This window comes from Nocardioides marmoriginsengisoli (assembly GCF_003725695.1).
Lineage (GTDB): Bacteria > Actinomycetota > Actinomycetes > Propionibacteriales > Nocardioidaceae > Marmoricola > Marmoricola marmoriginsengisoli.
Genome location: NZ_RJSE01000003.1, coordinates 22,129 through 39,680, shown reverse-complemented (window position 1 = coordinate 39,680; position 17,552 = coordinate 22,129). Strand labels below are relative to the sequence as shown.

The window sequence follows — 17,552 nt, the reverse complement described above, 5'->3', positions numbered from 1 at the left end:
CTCGGCAGGCTCGACGTCCGGGATCAGCGAGCGGCGTCGTGCTGCGTCTCGACAGGCTCGACGTCCGGGATCAGCGGGGCGCGTCCGGCCGCAGCCGCAGCGTCATCAGCGTGGTCGCGAGCATGTCGTAGTGCCCGATCAGCAGGAGCAGCTCGATGCTGGTGCGTTCGTCGTACACGGCGCGCAGGTCCGCCCAGGTGGCGTCGCTGAGGTCGCGCGTCGCCTGGAGCTCCTCGGTGACCCGCATCAGCAGCTGCTCGTGGCCCTGCCAGCCCTCGGCCCCGGAGCCGACCTTGATCCGCTCGACGTCCTCGGGCCGGACGCCGGCGCGGCGGCCCAGGCGGACGTGGTGCTCGAACTCGTAGTCGCAGCCGCGGAGCGAGGCGACCCGCAGGATCACCATCTCCGTCTCGCGCCGGGGGAGCTTTCCGCCGGGCATCAGCTTGCCGGCGAAGTGCAGCCAGCCCCAGAAGAGCCCGCGGCCGCGCCCGAGGGTGGTGAAGATCGCCGGCGGTGCCGTTCGGGTGGCGCGGCCCGCGATCCGGGAGAACGTCCAGATCACCGGTCCGAGCTCCCGGACGCCGCCGGGCAGGATCCGCGGCTGGTCGCTCATCCGTCGTCCCGGACGGCGCGCCCGACCTGCGGGAGTGCCTTGTTGGCGACCCGGTTCATCACGGTCATCGCCAGCGCGTAGCCGGGCGGGAAGTAGCGCTGGCCGAAGTGCGCGAATCGGATGTCGGGGGAGGTGTAGACCCAGTACTTGTTGCGGCGGACGCCCTTGAGGATCGACGCGGCGGCCTGCTCGGGGGTGACCGCGCGCTTCTTGAAGTGCCCCTGCAGCTTGCGGAACTGGGGGCTGGCGTTGTCGACGCCCGCAATGTTCACCGTCTCGGTCAGCCCGGTGTCGACGCCGCCGGGACAGACCAGGCTGACCCCGATCCGGTGCCGCGCCAGGTCGAAGCGGAGCACCTCGGAGACGCCGCGGAGGCCGAACTTGCTGGCCGAGTAGGCGGCGTGCCACGGCATCCCGATGATGCCCGCGGCCGACGAGACGTTGACGATCTGGCCGCCTCGGCGCGCTTCGATCATCGGGGGCACCAGGTACTCGAGCACGCTGATCGGGCCCATCAGGTTGATGTCGACGACCCGCTTCCAGGTGCTGTGCGGCATCGCGGTGATCGTGCCCCAGGAGGCGATCCCGGCGATGTTCATCACTACGTCCATGGCGCCGGCCTGCGCGGTGATCTCGTCGGCCATCGCCCGGACGCCGTCGTGGTCGGAGATGTCGACCGGGGCCGCGTAGGCGACCTCGCCGCCGGCCTCGGTGATCTCGGCGACCACGTCGACGAGGCCCTGCTGGTCGACGTCGGTCAGGAACAGGACCGCGCCTTCGCGTGCGGCCTGGATGGCGGTCGCCCGGCCGATCCCGCTGGCCGCGCCGGTGAGGAAGACGTTCTTGCCGTGGAGGTCCTTGACGGGTGCGCGCAACATGGTGGCGAGCCTAGTGCGGCGGGGGCTTCGGGGGATCCGACTGCGGTAGGAGGCTCAGAGCAGGTGGCGCAGCGGGTTGAGCACGGCCTCGGTGAACCGGCGGTGCACGCCGCGGGCGTTCCAGTCCCGGGACGACAGGTGCGAGCACTGCTCCAGGTCGGAGCGGAAGATCGCCTCCATCACCTCGGCCATGCCGGTGTCGATGAACTCGACGTTGATCTCGTAGTTGCCGGACATGCTCAGCCGGTCGATGTTCGCCGTACCGACCGTGGACCACTTGCCGTCGATGGTGGCGGTCTTGGCGTGCACCATCGCGCCCTCGAACCGGTGGATCTGGACGCCCGACTCGAGCAGCTGCCCGAAGTACCCGCGGGAGATCCAGTCCGCGACCACGTGGTTCGAGGTGCGGGGGAGCAGGATTTTCACGTCCACCCCGCGGCGTGCGGCCGTGGTGAGCGCGTCGACGAAGTCCTGGTCGGGGAGGAAGTAGGCGTGCGTCATCCAGATGTTGCGCCGGGCCCGGTTGATCGCTTCCAGGTACATCGACCGGATCGGGAACATCCACTGCCGGGGCAGGTTGCGGTGCAGCCGGATCCGGGGCTCCCACTCGGCGTCGGTGGTCTCCAGGAGGAGCGGGCGCCGGCCGCCGCGGTGGTCGTTCCAGAAGTCGGCGAAGGATCGCTTCAGGTCCCAGACCGCCGGCCCGGTGATCCGGCAGTGCGTGTCACGCCACTCGGTCGCGTAGGCGGCACCGATGTTGAATCCGCCGACGAAGGCGACGCCGTCGTCGACGACCAGCACCTTGCGGTGGTCCCGGCCGTAGCGGCGCAGGTCGAAGAACCGCCAGCCGGCCGTGTACATCGGGTACTTCAGCACCCGGAGCATCTTGGAGAAGGTCTTGAAGCGCGGGTCGACGACCAGGTTGGCGAAGGAATCGTAGATCGCGTAGACCTCCACGCCCCGGTCGGCGGCCGCGGTCAGGGCCCGCTTGAACCGCTCGCCGGTCTCGTCGCCCTTCCAGATGTAGGTCTCGAAGAGCACCTGGCTGCGCGCGGAGTCGATCGCGGCGAGCATGTCCTCGAAGAGGTCGACGCCGTTCGTGTACGTCGTGATCGTGCCCTCGCCGATCCGGACGTCCTGCGGCTCCAGGGTGGTGAAGGGCTGCGGCTTCTTGCCGCGCCGGCGCCAGGAGTCGACCAGGGTCAGCGTGAACGCCAGGACCAGCTGGACGCCGAGAACGGTGAACAGGGTGCGTCGCAGCACCGGCCAGATCTTGCGCCCCGCGGAGAGAAGGGCGTCCGTGGGTCTGCTCACGAGTCGAGGCTACGCGAACGAGCGGAGCGACGATCACCCATGCACGAGGGCCCAGCGCACCGTGAGACTGGTCTCGACCTGGCTGGAGCCGCGCTCCGGCGCGAAACCCGCGGCATCGGCCTTCGCCATCGCCAGCCGGGGGACGCCACCACCGCCGTACCCCTCGACGATCCGGCGCAGCGCACCGAGCTCGGCGCCGGTCAGGGCGGCGAGCTGCTCGGCCTTGGCGCGGGCGTCCTCGAAGGCTGCTGCCCGGGCCTGCTCCATCAGTGCTGCCGGGTCGGAGATCGCCCAGGCGAGGTGGCTCATCCGGAAGTCGTCGCCGGCAGCGGCCACCGCCGCCGCGAGCACCTCGTCGAGCCGGCCGAGGTCGGCCACCCGGAGCTGCAGGTCCTGGCCGGCGCGGTATCCGGAACGGGCGTTGTCCGGGCCGCCGTACTCCTCGGAGACGTTGCTGTGCGTGGTTCTGATGTCGGCATCGCCGAGACCGGCCTCGCGCAGTGCGACGCCCAGGTCGCGCACCCGGCTGTTGACGGCGTCCAGGGCCTCGGCGACGCCGGGTCGAACCAGGGACACGGCGATGTGCAGGTCGATCCGGTCGGGGGCTTGGGTCGCGGCTCCGTTGCCGGTCACCTCGATGAAGTTCGACATACGGAGAACCTACCTGCGTCTCGACAGGCTCGACGTCCGGCGCGAGGGATTGTCGGTGTGGAGTCGTAGGCTCCAGACATGCGTCCCGTCACCGATCTCGAGCGCCGTGTCGCGCCGTTCCAGGTCATCTCCGAGTACGAGCCCGCCGGCGACCAGCCGGCCGCGATCGCCGAGATCGACACCCGGATCTCCGGCGGCATCAAGGACGTGGTCCTGCTCGGCGCCACCGGCACCGGGAAGACCGCGTCGATCGCCTGGGTGGCGGAGAAGCTCCAGCGGCCGATGCTGGTGATGCAGCCCAACAAGACCCTCGCGGCCCAGTTCGCGACCGAGCTGCGCCAGCTGATGCCGGAGAACGCCGTCGAGTACTTCGTCTCGTACTACGACTACTACCAACCCGAGGCGTACGTCCCGCAGACCGACACCTACATCGAGAAGGACTCCTCGATCAACGAGGAGGTCGAGCGGCTGCGGCACTCGGCCACCAACTCGCTGCTGACCCGCCGCGACGTGATCGTGGTCTCGACGGTCTCCTGCATCTACGGCCTCGGGACGCCGCAGGAGTACGTCGACCGGATGCTGCGGCTCCGGGTCGGCCAGGAGCACGACCGGGACAGCGTGCTGCGCCGCCTCGTCGAGATCCAGTACACCCGCAACGACCTGGCGTTCACCCGCGGCACCTTCCGGGTCCGCGGCGACACCCTGGAGGTCTTCCCGGTCTACGAGGAGCACGCGGTCCGGATCGAGTTCTTCGGCGACGAGATCGAGCGGCTGATGACGCTGCACCCGGTCACCGGCGAGGTGATCACCGATGACAAGGAGCTCTACATCTTCCCGGCGACGCACTACGTCGCCGGTCCGGAGCGGATGGAACGGGCGATCAAGGGGATCGAGGCCGAGCTCGAGGAGCAGCTCTCGGTCTTCGAGCGCCAGGGCAAGCTGCTGGAGGCGCAGCGGCTGCGGATGCGGACGTCGTACGACGTGGAGATGATGCGCCAGGTCGGGTCCTGCTCGGGGATCGAGAACTACTCGATGCACATCGACGGCCGGCAGCGGGGGAGCGCGCCGAACTGCCTGCTCGACTACTTCCCGGAGGACTTCGTCCTGGTCGTCGACGAGTCGCACGTCGCGGTCCCGCAGATCGGGGGGATGTACGAGGGCGACATGTCCCGCAAGCGCAACCTCGTCGACCACGGCTTCCGGCTGCCGAGCGCGATGGACAACCGGCCGCTGCGCTGGGAGGAGTTCCTGGACCGGATCGGCCAGACCATCTACCTCTCGGCGACCCCGGGGGACTACGAGCTGGCCAAGGGCGGCGGGGTCGAGAACGCGGTCCAGCAGATCATCCGCCCGACCGGGCTGATCGACCCCGAGGTGATCATCAAGCCGACCAAGGGGCAGATCGACGACCTGATCAGCGAGATCAACCAGCGCACCGAGAAGCAGGAGCGGGTGCTGGTCACCACGCTGACCAAGAAGATGTCCGAGGACCTCACCGACTACCTGCTCGAGAACGGCATCCGGACCCGGTACCTGCACTCCGAGGTGGACACCCTCAAGCGGATCGAGCTGCTCCGCGACCTCCGCCTCGGCCTGTACGACGTCCTCGTCGGGATCAACCTGCTCCGTGAAGGTCTCGACCTGCCGGAGGTCTCGCTGGTCGCGATCCTGGACGCCGACAAGGAGGGCTTCCTGCGCTCCGACAAGTCACTGATCCAGACCATCGGGCGAGCCGCTCGCAACGTGTCCGGCCAAGTCTTCATGTACGCCGACAAGATCACGCCCTCCATGGAGAAGGCGATCGACGAGACCAACCGTCGCCGCGCGATCCAGGTCGCCTACAACACCGAGCACGGCATCGACCCGACCCCGCTGCGCAAGAAGATCGCCGACATCACCGAGATGCTCGCCCGCGAGGACGAGAACACCGAGGAGCTGCTGGCCACCTGGCAGGGGACTGGGGCGCGCGGGGACAAGAGCAAGAAGGCGCCGGTGCCCGGGTTGTCGAAGCTCAACGCCGACCGCCAGCTGATGCCGGACCTGGCCGGGCTGCCGTCCAGCGACCTGGCCGAGCTGGTCCAACAGCTCACCGAGCAGATGCACGCCGCGGCGGCGGAGCTGCAGTTCGAGGTGGCGGCGAGGATCCGGGACGAGGTCCAGGAGCTCAAGAAGGAACTGCGCCAAATGATGGAAGCGACGAAATAGGCGTCGCCCGTGGGGTGAATCTCCGCAAAGCCCTCGAAAGCCGAGACCAAGGGCAAATCCTCATCAACCGGCGGACAGAACTGAACTCGTCTACGGTTCGGGCGTGACCAATCCAGGACATTCTCGTTGATTTCGTACAGGCGGGGAGTTGCCTGAAATGAGAACAGGTTCTAGGTTTGGTTCTCGTGCCTGCAGGTCGACGGGTCCAGGGGAGGTGACGCGTGGCGATTTCGGTTGCCTCGATGGTGCGTGGCCCCGGTGAGATCGCTGCCATGGTCGTCGACGTCACCAAGGCCGTCTTCACGAGCAGGTTCCAGCTCCGCGAGTTCATCGAGCAGGCCTGGTTCATCACCAGCGTCACGCTGTTCCCGACGATCCTGATCTCGATCCCGTTCGGCGCGGTGATCTCGCTCCAGGTGGGCGGCCTGACCGGCCAGCTCGGGGCGCAGTCGTTCGCGGGCGCCAGCGCGGTCCTCGCCGTCGTCCGTGAGGCGGCACCGATCGCCGCGGCGCTGATCATCGCGGGGGCGGCCGGGTCGGCGATCTGCTCCGACCTCGGCGCGCGGAAGATCCGCGAGGAGATCGACGCGATGGAGGTCCTCGGCGTCGACCCGATCGAGCGCCTCGTCGTGCCCCGCGTCCTCGCCACCGTCTTCGTCGCGCTGATGATCAACGGGATCGTGATCGCGGCCGGGATCGGGGGCGGCTACTTCTTCACGGTGATCGTCCAGGGCGGCTCCGCCGGCGCGTTCCTCGCCTCGTTCACCGCGCTCGCCTCGATCACCGACCTCTGGGTCGCGATGATCAAGGCGCTGCTGTTCGGCTACCTCGCTGCGATCGTGGGCTCGTACAAGGGCCTGAACGCCGGGGGCGGCCCCAGCGGCGTCGGCCGGGCGGTGAACGAGTCGGTGATCATCGCTTTCATGGTGCTGTTCTTCCTGAACGCGATCATCACCGCCATCTACTTCCAAGTCGTCCCCCAGAGCGGGATGTGACGACGGTGTCCCAGCTCACCCAGGTCGGGAGCGCGCTCCTCAAGGAGCAGCGCAACCGGATCGAGGAACGCGGCGACCAGCTGCTCTTCTACGTCAAGGCGCTCGCCTGGACGCCCCGCGCGATCTCCCGCTACAAGCGCGAGATCGGCAGCACCCTGGCCGAGGTCGCGTTCGGCGCCGGGGGCCTCGCGCTGATCGCCGGCTCGGCGGGCGTGATCGCGTTCCTGGCGTTCTTCGCGGGGACCGAGGTAGGCATCCAGGGCTACGCGTCGCTGAGCCAGCTCGGCGTCGCCAAGTTCACCGCCTTCATCTCCGCGTACTTCAACACCCGCGAGGTGGCGCCGCTGGTCGCCTCGATCGCGCTCGCCGCGACCGTCGGCTGCGGCTACACGGCACGGCTCGGCGCGATGCGGATCTCCGAGGAGATCGACGCGCTCGAGGTGATGGGGATCCCGTCGCTGCCGTTCCTCGTGACGACCCGGATGATCGCGGCGTTCATCGCGGTGATCCCGCTCTACATCGTCGCCCTCTGCGCGTCGTACCTCTCGCCGAGGCTGATCACGACCCTGATCTACAAGCAGTCGGCGGGAACCTATGACCACTACTTCATCCAGTTCCTGCCTCCCGAGGACATCCTCAAGTCCTTCCTGAAGCTGATCGTGCTGGCGATCGCGATCATCCTGATCCACTGCTACTACGGCTACACGGCGTCGGGCGGACCGGCCGGTGTCGGGATGGCGGTCGGCCGGGCGATCCGTACCTCGATCGTCACCGTCGTGATCGCCGACTTCTTCATGAGCTTCGCGATCTGGGGCTCCACCACCACCGTGCAGATCACGGGAGGTGGCTGATCCCATGCTGATGAACATCGTGCACGACACCAAGAGCGAGCACCGGCGCCTCTTCGTCGCCGGGATCGCGTACCTGGTGATCCTCGCGCTGCTGATCGGGCTGTCGATCGCGATCTACCAGAAGGCGTTCACGCCGGCGACGATGGTGACGATCAAGGCGGACCGGGCCGGACTGCAGCTCCCGAAGTTCGGGGCGGTCCGGCTGCACGGGGTCGAGGTCGGTCAGATCCGCGGAGTCAGCCAGGACGGCGAGCAGGCCTCGATCAAGATCGCGCTGCAGCCGGACGCCGCCAAGAAGATCCCGGACAACGTCAGCGTCGAGATCCGGCCGACCACGCTGTTCGGGCAGAAGTACGTCGCCCTCGTCGACCCCGAGGCCCCGTCGTCGACCGCGCTGGACGACGGCGACGTGATCCCGTCCTCGCGGGTGACCACCAACGTCGAGCTCCAGCAGGTCCTCGCGACGCTCTTCCCGCTGCTGCGCTCGATCCGCCCGGCTGACCTGAACACGACCCTCTACGCACTCTCGACCGCGCTCGCCGGCCGCGGCGAGAAGCTCGGCCAGACGATCTCCGACCTGGACTCCTACCTCGGTGCGGTGAACGTCCAGCTGCCGACGGTGGAGAAGGACCTGAAGCTGCTCGCCAGTGTCAGCCGGACGTACTCGCTGGCGGCCCCGGACCTGGTCCGGCTGCTCAAGAACGCCACCGTCACCGCGCACACGGTGACCGAGAAGGTCGACGACCTCTCCTCGTTCATCCAGGCGACCACCAGCCTGTCGATCACCACCACCGGGATCCTCACCACCAACGAGGACGCGATCGTCCGTGAGTCCCGGCTGGCCCGTCCGCTGATGGCGCTGCTGGACACCTACTCGCCGGAGTACACCTGCCTGCTCCAGGGCATCGACAAGTACACCGACCGGCTCGGCAAGATCTTCAAGGGCAACCGGGTCCGCCAGAAGATGTCGTTCGACGCCGTCCAGCGCCCGGCGTACACCGCCAAGGACCGCCCCGAGTACGCCGCCACCGGGCACGGCCCCTGGTGCCTCGGCCTGCCGAACCCGCAGGTCCCGGCGCCGTACGTGCCGCTGCCCGACGGCAGCGACCTCGACGAGCCGGGGAGGCACTGATGGGGACGCGCAACACCGCGACCACGGTGGCCGCCGTCAAGCTCGGCATCTTCACCGCCTGCTCGCTGGTGGTGACCACGGTGCTCGCGATGATCATGGGCAACTTCGGCTTCGGGTCGACCACCGAGTACAAGGCCCTGTTCAGCAGCGCGAGCCTGATCTCCAAGGGCGACGACGTCCGGATCGCCGGCCTGACGGTGGGCTCGGTCAAGGACGTGAAGATCTACGACAAGAACAACGCGCTGGTCACCTTCGACGTCAAGAGCGACGTGCCGCTGACGACCGCCAGCAAGGCGGACATCCGTTTCCTGAACCTGGTGGGGGACCGGTACATGTCGATCTCCCAGGGCGCCCCGGGTGCGCCCTCGTTGAAGGAGGACGGCACCATCCCGATGGCGCAGACCACGCCGGCCCTCGACCTGACCGCGCTCTTCAACGGGTTCCAGCCGCTCTTCCAGGCGCTGGACCCGGACCAGATCAACGAGCTGTCGCTGAACCTGGTCAAGGTGCTCCAGGGCGAGGGCGGCACCATCGCGGAGCTGCTGTCGCGGACGGCCTCGCTGACCAACACCCTCGCCGATCGCGACGAGCTGATCGGTGACGTCATCACCAACCTGTCCACGATGCTGAAGACGGTCGACGACCACCACCAGCAGCTCGACGACCTGGTCGTCCAGCTCAAGGACTGGCTCGGCAACCTGTCGGTGGACCGCAAGCTGATCGGCACCTCGCTGACGAATGTGAGCGCGCTGACCGGGCAGCTCTCCGACCTGCTCACCCGCGGTCGCCCGCTGCTCCGCGAGGACATCAAGCAGCTCGGCCGGGTGGCGAACATCCTGGCCCGGCCGAAGAACCAGGCGATCCTCAACGAGGCGCTCGACCGGCTCCCGGAGCTGTTCCGCAAGCAGGCCCGGATCGGCACCTACGGGTCCTGGTACAACTACTACCTCTGCGACTTCACCGGCAAGATCATCCTGCCGAAGATCGACCTCTCCACCCTGGGCATCCCGGACCTGACCGGGCCGTTGATCAAGCAGCTGGAGAAGTCGCTGAGCAAGGCGCTCGAGTTCCACAGCACCGCGGACAGGTGCTCCTGATGGCCCGGCACACCAACGCGTCCATCATGCGCCTGGGCTCGATCTCGCTGATCGTGCTGCTGGTGGTGATGGCGGCCGCCTTCAACCTGCAGAAGTTCCCCGGCTTCCGCGGCACCGGCTACCACGCCGACTTCACCGACGCCTCCGGCCTCGCCCGCGGTGACATGGTGCAGATCGCCGGCGTCCGGGTCGGCCGCGTCAAGAGCATCGACATCCGCAAGGACCACGTCCGGGTCAACTTCGACGTCCACGACGCCTCGTTCGGCACCGAGACCAAGGCCTCGGTCGAGGTGCTGAACCTGCTCGGCAGCAAGTACCTGAACCTCACCCCGGCCGGCCCCGGCAAGCTGGCCGACGGCGGCACCATCCCGCTGAGTCGCACCCGTGCGTCGTACGACATCGTCAGCACGCTGAGCCAGCTGACCACGACCACCGAGAAGATCGACACCGACCAGCTGGCCGAGGCGCTGACCACGCTGTCGGGGACGATCGACGCGGCCGCGCCGCAGGTCCACGACTCGTTCACCGGCATCTCCCGGCTGTCCCGGGCGATCGCCGAGCGGGACGACGACCTCGCCGGGCTGCTCCAGCGCGCCGACCGGGTCACCAAGCTGCTCGCCGACCGACGCGGCGACCTGGTCACCTTGATGAAGCAGGGCGACCAGGTCTTCCAGGAGCTCCGGAACCGCAAGGAGGCGATCCACACCCTGCTGGTCAACGCGTCCAAGCTCTCCGCCTCGCTGACCGGCATCGTCCGCGACAACGAGAAGCAGATCGGCCCGGTGCTGGCCGACCTGCAGCAGGTCGTCGGCCTGCTGCGCATGCGTGAGAAGTCGCTGCAGGCGACGATCCACAACCTCGGTCCGTACGCCTCGATCCTGATCAACGTGATCGGCACCGGGCCCTGGTTCGACGCCTACGTGCCGAACCTGGTCGGTCTGGCCACCGGCGAGTTCCTGCCCGGCACCCGGAAGGGGGGATGAGCGGGATGAGTGCCCTTCTGGACCGGCTCAGCGGCCGGACCCTCGCGATCGTGGTCGCGCTGCTCCTGGTCGGCGCCACCCTGGTCACGTTCGTCGGCGGGAGCGGCGGCGACCGGACCGTCTCCGCGCACTTCTCCCGTGCGGTGGCGATCTACCCGGGCTCCGAGGTCCGGCTGATGGGCGTCCGGATCGGGACCGTGGACGCGGTCGTCCCCGAGGGCGAGAGCGTCCGGGTCGAGATGACCTACGACTCGGCGTACAAGCTCCCGGCCGACGCCAAGGCCGCGATCATCACGCCGACCCTGGTCGCCGACCGGTTCGTCCAGCTCGGCCCGGCCTTCACCTCGGGCAAGGTGCTCGCGGACGGCGCCGACATCCCGCTGCCCGACACCGGGACACCGGTCGAGCTCGACCGGATCTACCGCGGACTCGCGGACCTGAGCACGGCCCTCGGCCCGAACGGAGCCAACAAGAAGGGCGCGCTCAGCGCGCTGCTCTCCTCCGGCGCGGACGCGCTGCGCGGCCAGGGCGCGCTGGCCAACGACACCCTGCTGAACATGTCGAAGGCGGTCCAGGCGTTCGGGGACAACAGCGGCGCCCTGTTCAGCTCGGTCCGGCAGCTCTCCGAGCTGACCTCGACGCTGGCGGCCAACGACTCGGTGGTCACCCAGTTCATCGGCGACCTCTCCGGGGTCTCGGCCCAGCTCGCCGGCGAGCGCGGCGAGCTCTCCCGCGCGCTGGCATCGCTGTCGAGGGTGGTCACCACGGTGCGCGGCTTCGTGAAGAACAACAAGGCGGCGCTGACCAGCAACATCCGGGACCTGACCACCGTCCTGGGTGCCCTCGCCAAGGAGCGCGACTCGCTCGGTACGGCGCTGCAGCTGGCCCCGCTCGGCCTGGGCAACCTGACCCTGGCGTACGACGTCAAGTCCGGCACGATCGGCTCCCGGGTCCAGTTCGGCCCGACCGTGCAGAGCCTCGGCAACGTGCTCTGCGACATCGTGGTGAACTCGCGGGTGCCGAACCCGGGACTGGCCTGCCAGGTGCTCAAGGCACTGACGGCTCCGCTGGCCCAGCGCGGCTCCGACCTCGCCGCCGGCATCCAGATCCCCGGCATCAAGCTCGGCAAGAGCGCGAAGTCCGGCTCGGGCCAGCGCGCGATCCTGGGAGGCAGCTGATGAAGCGTCGCCCCGGGCTGCTGGCGATCGCCCTGCTGGTGATCGCGTTCGTGGTCTCCTCGTGCAAGTTCGACGGCGCGTACGACCTGCCGCTGCCCGGCGGCAAGGCGGTGGACCCGGACGACGCCATCACCGTGACCGCGGAGTTCACCGACGCGCTGAACGTGGTGCCCCGGACAGCGGTGATGGTCGACGACGTCCCGGTCGGCCAGGTCTCGGAGATCGAGCGGGTCGGCTGGCACGCGAAGGTCACCCTGCAGATCCGCAAGGACCTGGACCTGCCGGCGAACACGTTCGCGGACATCCGTCAGACCAGCCTGCTCGGTGAGAAGTACGTCGCCCTGCTCCCGCCCGAGGACGGCGCCCAGGGTCGGCTCAGCGAGGGCGACACCATCCCGCTGGACCGGACCGGCCGGAACCCGGAGGTCGAGGAGGTCCTCGGCGCGCTCTCCTTCGTGCTCAGCGGCGGCGGCGTCCAGCAGCTGCGGACGATCAGCATCGAGATCAACAAGATGCTCGACGGGCGCACCGATCAGGCCCGCGGCGCGTTGACCAACATCACCAAGCTGGTCAGCACCCTGGACGACCAGAAGGCCTCGATCGTGACCGCCCTGGAGGCGGTCGACAACCTCGCGAAGACCCTCAACAAGGAGAGCCGGTCGGTGGCCGCCGCCATCGACGCGATGGGTCCGGCGCTGCGGGTGCTCAACGGGCAGCACAAGGCGCTGATGAAGATGCTCGTCGAGCTCGACAAGCTCGGCGTCGTCGGCACCCGGGTGCTGGCGGCGAGCAAGGAGGACGTGATCGCCACGCTGCGGCACCTCGCTCCCTCGCTCCGCGAGCTCGCCGACGCCGGCGACTCGCTGCCGCGCGGGGTCAGCCTGATGGCCAGCTTCCCGTTCCCGAAGGAAGCGGCCGACCTGGCCAAGGGCGACTACGCCAACGCGTTGTTCGCGATCGACTTCGACCTCTCCAAGCTGCTCGGCAGCGGTGGCGTCGGGGACACCTCGAACCTGCCCAGCCCGGTCGAGATCTGCATGGCGACGCCGCTCGCGCCGGTCTGCGAAGGGCTCAACAAGACGCTGCTCACCCAGCTCTGCTCGCTGATGCCGACCAATCCGCTCTGTCCTGGTGTCGGGCCGGCGCCGCACGGGAACAAGGACAACCCGCTCGGCACCTTCCTGAACGGGATCCTGGGGGGATCCAAGCCCAGCACCAGCGGCTCGACCGGCACGACCGGCAACGGCGGACTGCTCGGCCTGCTGCTCGGAGGAGGGAAGAAATGACCCGCGGAGTCAAGGTCCGGCTGATCGCCTTCGTCGTTCTCGCGGCCGTCGGCATCGTCTACGTGACCGCCTCGTACCTCGGCCTGATGGACAAGGTCACCGGCCGCGGCCTGACCCTGCACGCCGAGCTGCCCAGCTCGGGCGGGCTCTTCGTCGGCAGCGAGGTCACCTACCGCGGCGTGAAGGTCGGCAAGGTCTCCGACATGGAGGTCATCCCGGACGGCGTCCGGCTGACCTTCGCGGTCAAGGAGGGCACCAGGATCCCGGCCGACTCCCCGTTCTTCATCCACAACCTCTCGGCCGTGGGGGAGCAGTACCTGGACTTCGAGCCGAAGGACGGCAACGGCCCGTACGCCGCCGACGGCGACACCTTCGACGGCGACGAGGCCAGCCTGCCGCAGGCCACCGACGACCTGCTCGTGAAGATCAACGGGCTGGTCGGGTCCCTGAACCAGTCGGACGTCGCCACGGTGACCTCAGAGCTGGGCACGATGTTCAAGGGCACCGCCGACCCGTTGCGGCGGATGGTCGACTCCGGGACGGCGCTGGTGGCGCAGGCCAAGAAGAACGAGGCCGAGACCATCGCGCTGATCCGGTCCGGGCAGACGGTGCTGGAGACGCAGCAGGACAACGCCGCGAACATCCGGTCGTTCTCCTCGAACCTGGCCGACTTCACCGGCACCCTGGCGTCCTCCGACGACTTCCTGCGCACCGTGCTCGAGGCCGGGACGCCGGCGGTCCAGGAGGTCGACTCGCTGCTGACCGGGCTGAAGCCGATCCTGCCCTCGTTCCTCGGGAACCTCGTCGAGGTCAACCAGGTCGCGACCGACCGGTTGAACGCGCTGGAGCAGACCCTGGTCACCTTCCCGGCGGTGATCTCCTCCGGGTTCACCGGTACGCCGGGCGACGGCTACGGGCACATCAACCTGCAGCTCAACTACGCCCAGGCGGCGTGCACCGAGGGCTACAAGCCGGTGAAGGACTGGCGGCCCGGCACGGACCTGACCGACTCCCCGACGTACCAGGCCAAGTGCCTCTCGCCGGCGCCGTACAACATGCGCGGTTCGAAGTACGCGCCGCAGCCCTCGAGCGTCACCGGGAACCGGAGCCGGGTCGGAACGTACGATGCTGAGCAGGCACGGACGACACCCGAGGTGAGCAGTGGGAGGCATACGGTGTTTGGCGACGACACGTGGAAGTGGATTCTCCTGGGATCCAGCGACTGATGACTGAGGACCTCGCCACGCCGCCGCGCACCGCGCGCCGGTTCCTGACGGTGCTGGCCGTCGTGCTCGCGCTCGCCTGCCTGCTCGTCCTCGGCGCGAAGGCGTTCGTGCCGGGCGTGCTGCCGAGTTCCTGGACCGCCGCCGACGACGCGGCCGACCGGGACACCGAGATCACCACCACCGCGCGCCGGATGATGAGCGACTTCGTCAACCTCGACTACAACGACATCGACGCCGACACCAAGCGGGTGCTGGGCTACGCGACCGGCAAGTTCAAGACCGACTACAGCAACGACCTGGTCGAGCTGACCGCGCTGACCCGCCAGCGCCGGGCCGTCTCCACCGGCGACGTCCTCAAGGTCGGGATCGGTCAGGTCGACGAGAAGACCGCGATCGTCTCGGTGGCGGTGGACACCAAGGTCACCAACACCACCACCGAGGCCGCCAAGAAGGCCGGCAAGGGCCCGGGCTACCAGGAGCTCGGCTACATGTTCAAGCTGACCATGAACCACGTCGGCGACCGCTGGTTGATCGCCGACCTCGAGGTGATCCGATGAACGCGATCGCACCGGACGAGAAGGTCTGCCCGTTCTGCGCCGAGGTGATCAAGGCAGCGGCCGTGAAGTGCCGGTTCTGCCACTCGGACCTCCCGGAGCCGGAGCCGGTGGAGCGCGACCTGGCCGAGCCCGAGCCCGAGGACGCGCCTGCGCCTGAGGCGGAGTCGGATTCCGCGCCCCTGCCAGGCGCCGACCCCGAGTCGAGCGCCGAGCCAGAAGCCGAGCCCGAGGCCGAGGCCGAGGCCGACGCCGACCCCGAGCCGAGCGCCGAGCCGCTGGCGGATGCCGAGCCGGGCACCGGCGCAGCCCGGGCTGCCGGAACCGGGGGAGTCGACAAGGTCGCCGCGGCGCTGCTCGCCCTCTGCGTGCTGCTCGCCGGAGCGCTCACCACGATCATCCTGACCTCCGGTCCGGGCGACCTGGCGGTCGCGGACAACGGCCAGGTCACCGATGCGGCGTACCGGGACGCGGCGATGAGCGCGGCAGCCTCGAACGCCGCCCTGCTGGGCTCCCTGAGCTACAAGACACTGGACGCCGACAAGAAGGCCGCCCGCGCGGTGATGACCGCGTCGTACGTGAAGGAGTACGAGGACGCGCTCAAGGACGTCGAGCCGGCGATGGTGAAGCAGAACGTGACCGTCAAGGCCACCGCGATCTCGACTTCGGTGCTTTCGCTGCGGAAGAGCGAGGCCAAGATCATGATGTGGGTCAACACGATCACCACGATCGAGGGCAATCCGCGCCAGCAGCTCGACCAGAACCGGATCGTTCTGACGATGAAACGCCAGGACGACGCCTGGGTCGTGTCCAAGACGGATAAGCTCTGATAAATTAGAACAGGTTCCACTTTGTGGGACCTGATGCCCCGGAAGGACGATGGAGTGCCCCAAGAAGAGGCCCAGGAAGCGGCACAGCTCCATGAGACGGACGTGCTCATCGTCGGTGCCGGGCCCGCAGGGCTCTTCGGCGCGTACTACGCGGGCTTCCGCGGGATGTCGGTGACCCTGGTCGACTCGCTTCCCGAGATCGGCGGCCAGGTGTCGGCGCTCTACCCCGAGAAGGCGATCCTGGACGTGGCCGGGTTCCCGACCATCAAGGGCCGGGAGCTGATCAGCCAGCTGGTCGCCCAGGCAGCCAGCGCGGAGCCGACGTACCTGCTCAACCGGACCGCGAACGCGCTGACCGTCGGTGAGGACTCGGTCACGATGGGGCTGGACGACGGCTCCGAGATCGTCGCGAAGGTCGTCATCGTGACCGCGGGCATCGGCAAGTTCACCCCGCGACCGCTGCCGGCCGGTGACGGCTGGGAGGGGCGCGGCCTGGTCTTCTTCGTGCCGTCGTTCGACGAGTACCGCGGTAAGGACGTGGTGATCGTCGGCGGCGGGGACAGCGCCTTCGACTGGGCGCACCAGCTCGACGGCATCGCCAGCTCGATCACCCTGGTGCACCGTCGCGACCAGTTCCGGGCGCACCAGGCGACCATCGACGCCGTCCTCGCGAGCGACGCCGAGGTGATCACCAAGGCCCAGGTCACCGCCCTGATCGGAGACGACCAGGTCGAGAAGGTGGAGATCACCAAGGACGACGGCGAGGTCGTCACCAAGCCCGCCCAGGCCGTGGTCGCCGCCCTGGGCTTCGTCGCGGACCTGACCGCGATGAAGGAGTGGGGCCTGGAGTTCGACAAGCGGCACATCAAGGTCGACACCAGCACCCGGACGAACCTGCCACGGGTGTTCGCGGCCGGCGACATCACCGAGTACGACGGCAAGGTCCGGCTGATCGCGGTCGGGTTCGGCGAGGTCGCCACTGCGGTGAACAACGCCGCACCGCTGATCTTCCCCGACCAAGGCGTCTTCCCCGGTCACTCGAGCGAAGGATCCTGATGGCAGCCGGTAGGGACGCGGTCAAGCTGACCAACGAGGAGCTCGCCGAGTTCCTCGACACCAACATGAAGGTCCAGGTGGCCACCAACGGCCCCGACGGGCAGCCGCACCTGACCACGCTCTTCTACGTCATGGTCGAGGACCGGATGTTCTTCTGGACCTACGGCAAGTCGCAGAAGATCCTCAACCTGCGCCGCGACCCGCGGATCACCTGCCTGGTCGAGGACGGCACCGACTACTTCGAGCTGCGCGGCGCGACCATCTTCGGCAACGCGCGCCTGATCGAGGACTACGACCAGCTCGTCGATCTCGGTGGCCGGGTCGCCAAGGTGATGGCGAACGGCGAGGACCTCGGCGAGTTCGGTGACCAGATCGTGGCCCAGCAGGCTCGCAAGCGGGTCGGCGTCATCGTCGAGCCGGAGAAGATCGCGACCTGGGACCACCGCAAGATGACCGCACCCCCTGGAGGAAATTCATGAAGATCAAGGTCGACTTCGACCTCTGCGAGTCCAACGCGCTCTGCGAGGCGCTCGCACCGGCCAACTTCGAGATCGACGACGACGATTTCCTCCAGATCGTCGACGAGAACGTCACCGACGAGAACCGCGACGCGGTCGCGCAGGCCATCGCCGCCTGCCCCAAGTCCGCGATCAGCCTGATCGACGGCTGACCGAAACCACCTCCCGCACGTCCTCCGCAGAGA

General features: G+C 68.4%; 18 protein-coding genes. 14 read left to right on the top strand and 4 right to left on the bottom strand.

The features are described 5' to 3' along the window. Nucleotides 1–70: 70 nt before the first annotated feature. The 4 genes from EFK50_RS02175 to EFK50_RS02160 are packed head-to-tail and all read right to left on the bottom strand — an operon-like array spanning nt 71 to nt 3,456. Complete coding sequence (locus tag EFK50_RS02175; protein WP_123225922.1) at nt 71–613, bottom strand: carboxymuconolactone decarboxylase family protein; 543 nt, start codon at nt 611–613, stop codon at nt 71–73. Next, nucleotides 610–1,491 (bottom strand): SDR family oxidoreductase, encoded by an 882-nt coding sequence (locus tag EFK50_RS02170; protein ID WP_123225921.1) that lies wholly within the window; start codon nt 1,489–1,491, stop codon nt 610–612. Before EFK50_RS02170 ends, EFK50_RS02175 begins: the two co-directional genes overlap by 4 nt. A gap of 54 nt (nt 1,492–1,545) precedes the next feature. Then, nucleotides 1,546–2,805 (bottom strand): phospholipase D-like domain-containing protein, encoded by a 1,260-nt coding sequence (locus tag EFK50_RS02165; protein WP_183407657.1) that lies wholly within the window; start codon nt 2,803–2,805, stop codon nt 1,546–1,548. 33 nt (nt 2,806–2,838) lie between these two features. Further along, complete coding sequence (locus EFK50_RS02160; RefSeq protein ID WP_123225920.1) at nt 2,839–3,456, bottom strand: SIMPL domain-containing protein; 618 nt, start codon at nt 3,454–3,456, stop codon at nt 2,839–2,841. Between the two features lie 78 nt (nt 3,457–3,534). Between EFK50_RS02160 and uvrB the strand changes: the two genes are divergently transcribed. From uvrB to EFK50_RS02090, 14 genes are all read left to right on the top strand, one after another. After that, complete coding sequence (uvrB, locus tag EFK50_RS02155) at nt 3,535–5,661, top strand: excinuclease ABC subunit UvrB (protein WP_123225919.1); 2,127 nt, start codon at nt 3,535–3,537, stop codon at nt 5,659–5,661. A gap of 272 nt (nt 5,662–5,933) precedes the next feature. After that, nucleotides 5,934–6,656, top strand: coding sequence for an MlaE family ABC transporter permease (locus tag EFK50_RS02150; RefSeq protein ID WP_425454371.1), 723 nt, complete (start codon nt 5,934–5,936; stop codon nt 6,654–6,656). Between the two features lie 5 nt (nt 6,657–6,661). Beyond that, nucleotides 6,662–7,507: an ABC transporter permease gene (locus tag EFK50_RS02145; protein WP_123225917.1), complete on the top strand. Its 846-nt coding sequence runs from the start codon at nt 6,662–6,664 to the stop codon at nt 7,505–7,507. After that, nucleotides 7,500–8,639, top strand: coding sequence for an MCE family protein (locus EFK50_RS02140; protein ID WP_246003991.1), 1,140 nt, complete (start codon nt 7,500–7,502; stop codon nt 8,637–8,639). The genes EFK50_RS02145 and EFK50_RS02140 overlap by 8 nt, the downstream gene beginning before the upstream one ends. Next, on the top strand, nt 8,639–9,736 hold the full coding sequence (locus EFK50_RS02135) for an MCE family protein (protein ID WP_123225915.1): 1,098 nt from the start codon (nt 8,639–8,641) through the stop codon (nt 9,734–9,736). The genes EFK50_RS02140 and EFK50_RS02135 overlap by 1 nt, the downstream gene beginning before the upstream one ends. Further along, a complete protein-coding gene (locus tag EFK50_RS02130) occupies nt 9,736–10,719 on the top strand; it encodes an MCE family protein (RefSeq protein WP_123226572.1) in 984 nt (327 codons plus the stop codon). Before EFK50_RS02135 ends, EFK50_RS02130 begins: the two co-directional genes overlap by 1 nt. Nucleotides 10,720–10,724: 5 nt before the next feature. Beyond that, nucleotides 10,725–11,897, top strand: coding sequence for an MCE family protein (locus EFK50_RS02125; RefSeq protein WP_183407656.1), 1,173 nt, complete (start codon nt 10,725–10,727; stop codon nt 11,895–11,897). After that, nucleotides 11,897–13,183: an MCE family protein gene (locus EFK50_RS02120; protein WP_123225913.1), complete on the top strand. Its 1,287-nt coding sequence runs from the start codon at nt 11,897–11,899 to the stop codon at nt 13,181–13,183. The genes EFK50_RS02125 and EFK50_RS02120 overlap by 1 nt, the downstream gene beginning before the upstream one ends. After that, the gene (locus tag EFK50_RS02115) at nt 13,180–14,409 is read left to right on the top strand and encodes an MCE family protein (protein WP_123225912.1); all 1,230 of its coding nucleotides are present in this window, start codon (nt 13,180–13,182) and stop codon (nt 14,407–14,409) included. The genes EFK50_RS02120 and EFK50_RS02115 overlap by 4 nt, the downstream gene beginning before the upstream one ends. Further along, a complete protein-coding gene (locus tag EFK50_RS02110) occupies nt 14,409–14,966 on the top strand; it encodes a hypothetical protein (protein WP_123225911.1) in 558 nt (185 codons plus the stop codon). The genes EFK50_RS02115 and EFK50_RS02110 overlap by 1 nt, the downstream gene beginning before the upstream one ends. Then, nucleotides 14,963–15,793, top strand: coding sequence for a hypothetical protein (locus EFK50_RS02105; protein WP_123225910.1), 831 nt, complete (start codon nt 14,963–14,965; stop codon nt 15,791–15,793). The genes EFK50_RS02110 and EFK50_RS02105 overlap by 4 nt, the downstream gene beginning before the upstream one ends. Before the next feature lie 54 nt (nt 15,794–15,847). Continuing rightward, nucleotides 15,848–16,849, top strand: a complete 1,002-nt coding sequence (locus tag EFK50_RS02100) for an NAD(P)/FAD-dependent oxidoreductase (RefSeq protein WP_246003990.1) — start codon at nt 15,848–15,850, stop codon at nt 16,847–16,849. After that, a complete protein-coding gene (locus EFK50_RS02095) occupies nt 16,849–17,328 on the top strand; it encodes a pyridoxamine 5'-phosphate oxidase family protein (RefSeq protein WP_123225909.1) in 480 nt (159 codons plus the stop codon). Before EFK50_RS02100 ends, EFK50_RS02095 begins: the two co-directional genes overlap by 1 nt. Next, nucleotides 17,325–17,519: a ferredoxin gene (locus tag EFK50_RS02090; protein ID WP_123225908.1), complete on the top strand. Its 195-nt coding sequence runs from the start codon at nt 17,325–17,327 to the stop codon at nt 17,517–17,519. Before EFK50_RS02095 ends, EFK50_RS02090 begins: the two co-directional genes overlap by 4 nt. Nucleotides 17,520–17,552 lie beyond the last annotated feature (33 nt).

Bases quoted from the DNA above. Each gene is read 5' to 3' on its own strand.
- EFK50_RS02175 (WP_123225922.1), bottom strand. From the start codon at position 613: ATGAGCGACCAGCCGCGGATCCTGCCCGGCGGCGTCCGGGAGCTCGGA.
- EFK50_RS02170 (WP_123225921.1), bottom strand. From the start codon at position 1,491: ATGTTGCGCGCACCCGTCAAGGACCTCCACGGCAAGAACGTCTTCCTC.
- EFK50_RS02160 (WP_123225920.1), bottom strand. From the start codon at position 3,456: ATGTCGAACTTCATCGAGGTGACCGGCAACGGAGCCGCGACCCAAGCC.
- uvrB (WP_123225919.1), top strand. From the start codon at position 3,535: ATGCGTCCCGTCACCGATCTCGAGCGCCGTGTCGCGCCGTTCCAGGTC.
- EFK50_RS02150 (WP_425454371.1), top strand. From the start codon at position 5,934: ATGGTCGTCGACGTCACCAAGGCCGTCTTCACGAGCAGGTTCCAGCTC.
- EFK50_RS02135 (WP_123225915.1), top strand. From the start codon at position 8,639: ATGGGGACGCGCAACACCGCGACCACGGTGGCCGCCGTCAAGCTCGGC.
- EFK50_RS02130 (WP_123226572.1), top strand. From the start codon at position 9,736: ATGGCCCGGCACACCAACGCGTCCATCATGCGCCTGGGCTCGATCTCG.
- EFK50_RS02125 (WP_183407656.1), top strand. From the start codon at position 10,725: ATGAGTGCCCTTCTGGACCGGCTCAGCGGCCGGACCCTCGCGATCGTG.
- EFK50_RS02120 (WP_123225913.1), top strand. From the start codon at position 11,897: ATGAAGCGTCGCCCCGGGCTGCTGGCGATCGCCCTGCTGGTGATCGCG.
- EFK50_RS02115 (WP_123225912.1), top strand. From the start codon at position 13,180: ATGACCCGCGGAGTCAAGGTCCGGCTGATCGCCTTCGTCGTTCTCGCG.
- EFK50_RS02110 (WP_123225911.1), top strand. From the start codon at position 14,409: ATGACTGAGGACCTCGCCACGCCGCCGCGCACCGCGCGCCGGTTCCTG.
- EFK50_RS02105 (WP_123225910.1), top strand. From the start codon at position 14,963: ATGAACGCGATCGCACCGGACGAGAAGGTCTGCCCGTTCTGCGCCGAG.
- EFK50_RS02095 (WP_123225909.1), top strand. From the start codon at position 16,849: ATGGCAGCCGGTAGGGACGCGGTCAAGCTGACCAACGAGGAGCTCGCC.
- EFK50_RS02090 (WP_123225908.1), top strand. From the start codon at position 17,325: ATGAAGATCAAGGTCGACTTCGACCTCTGCGAGTCCAACGCGCTCTGC.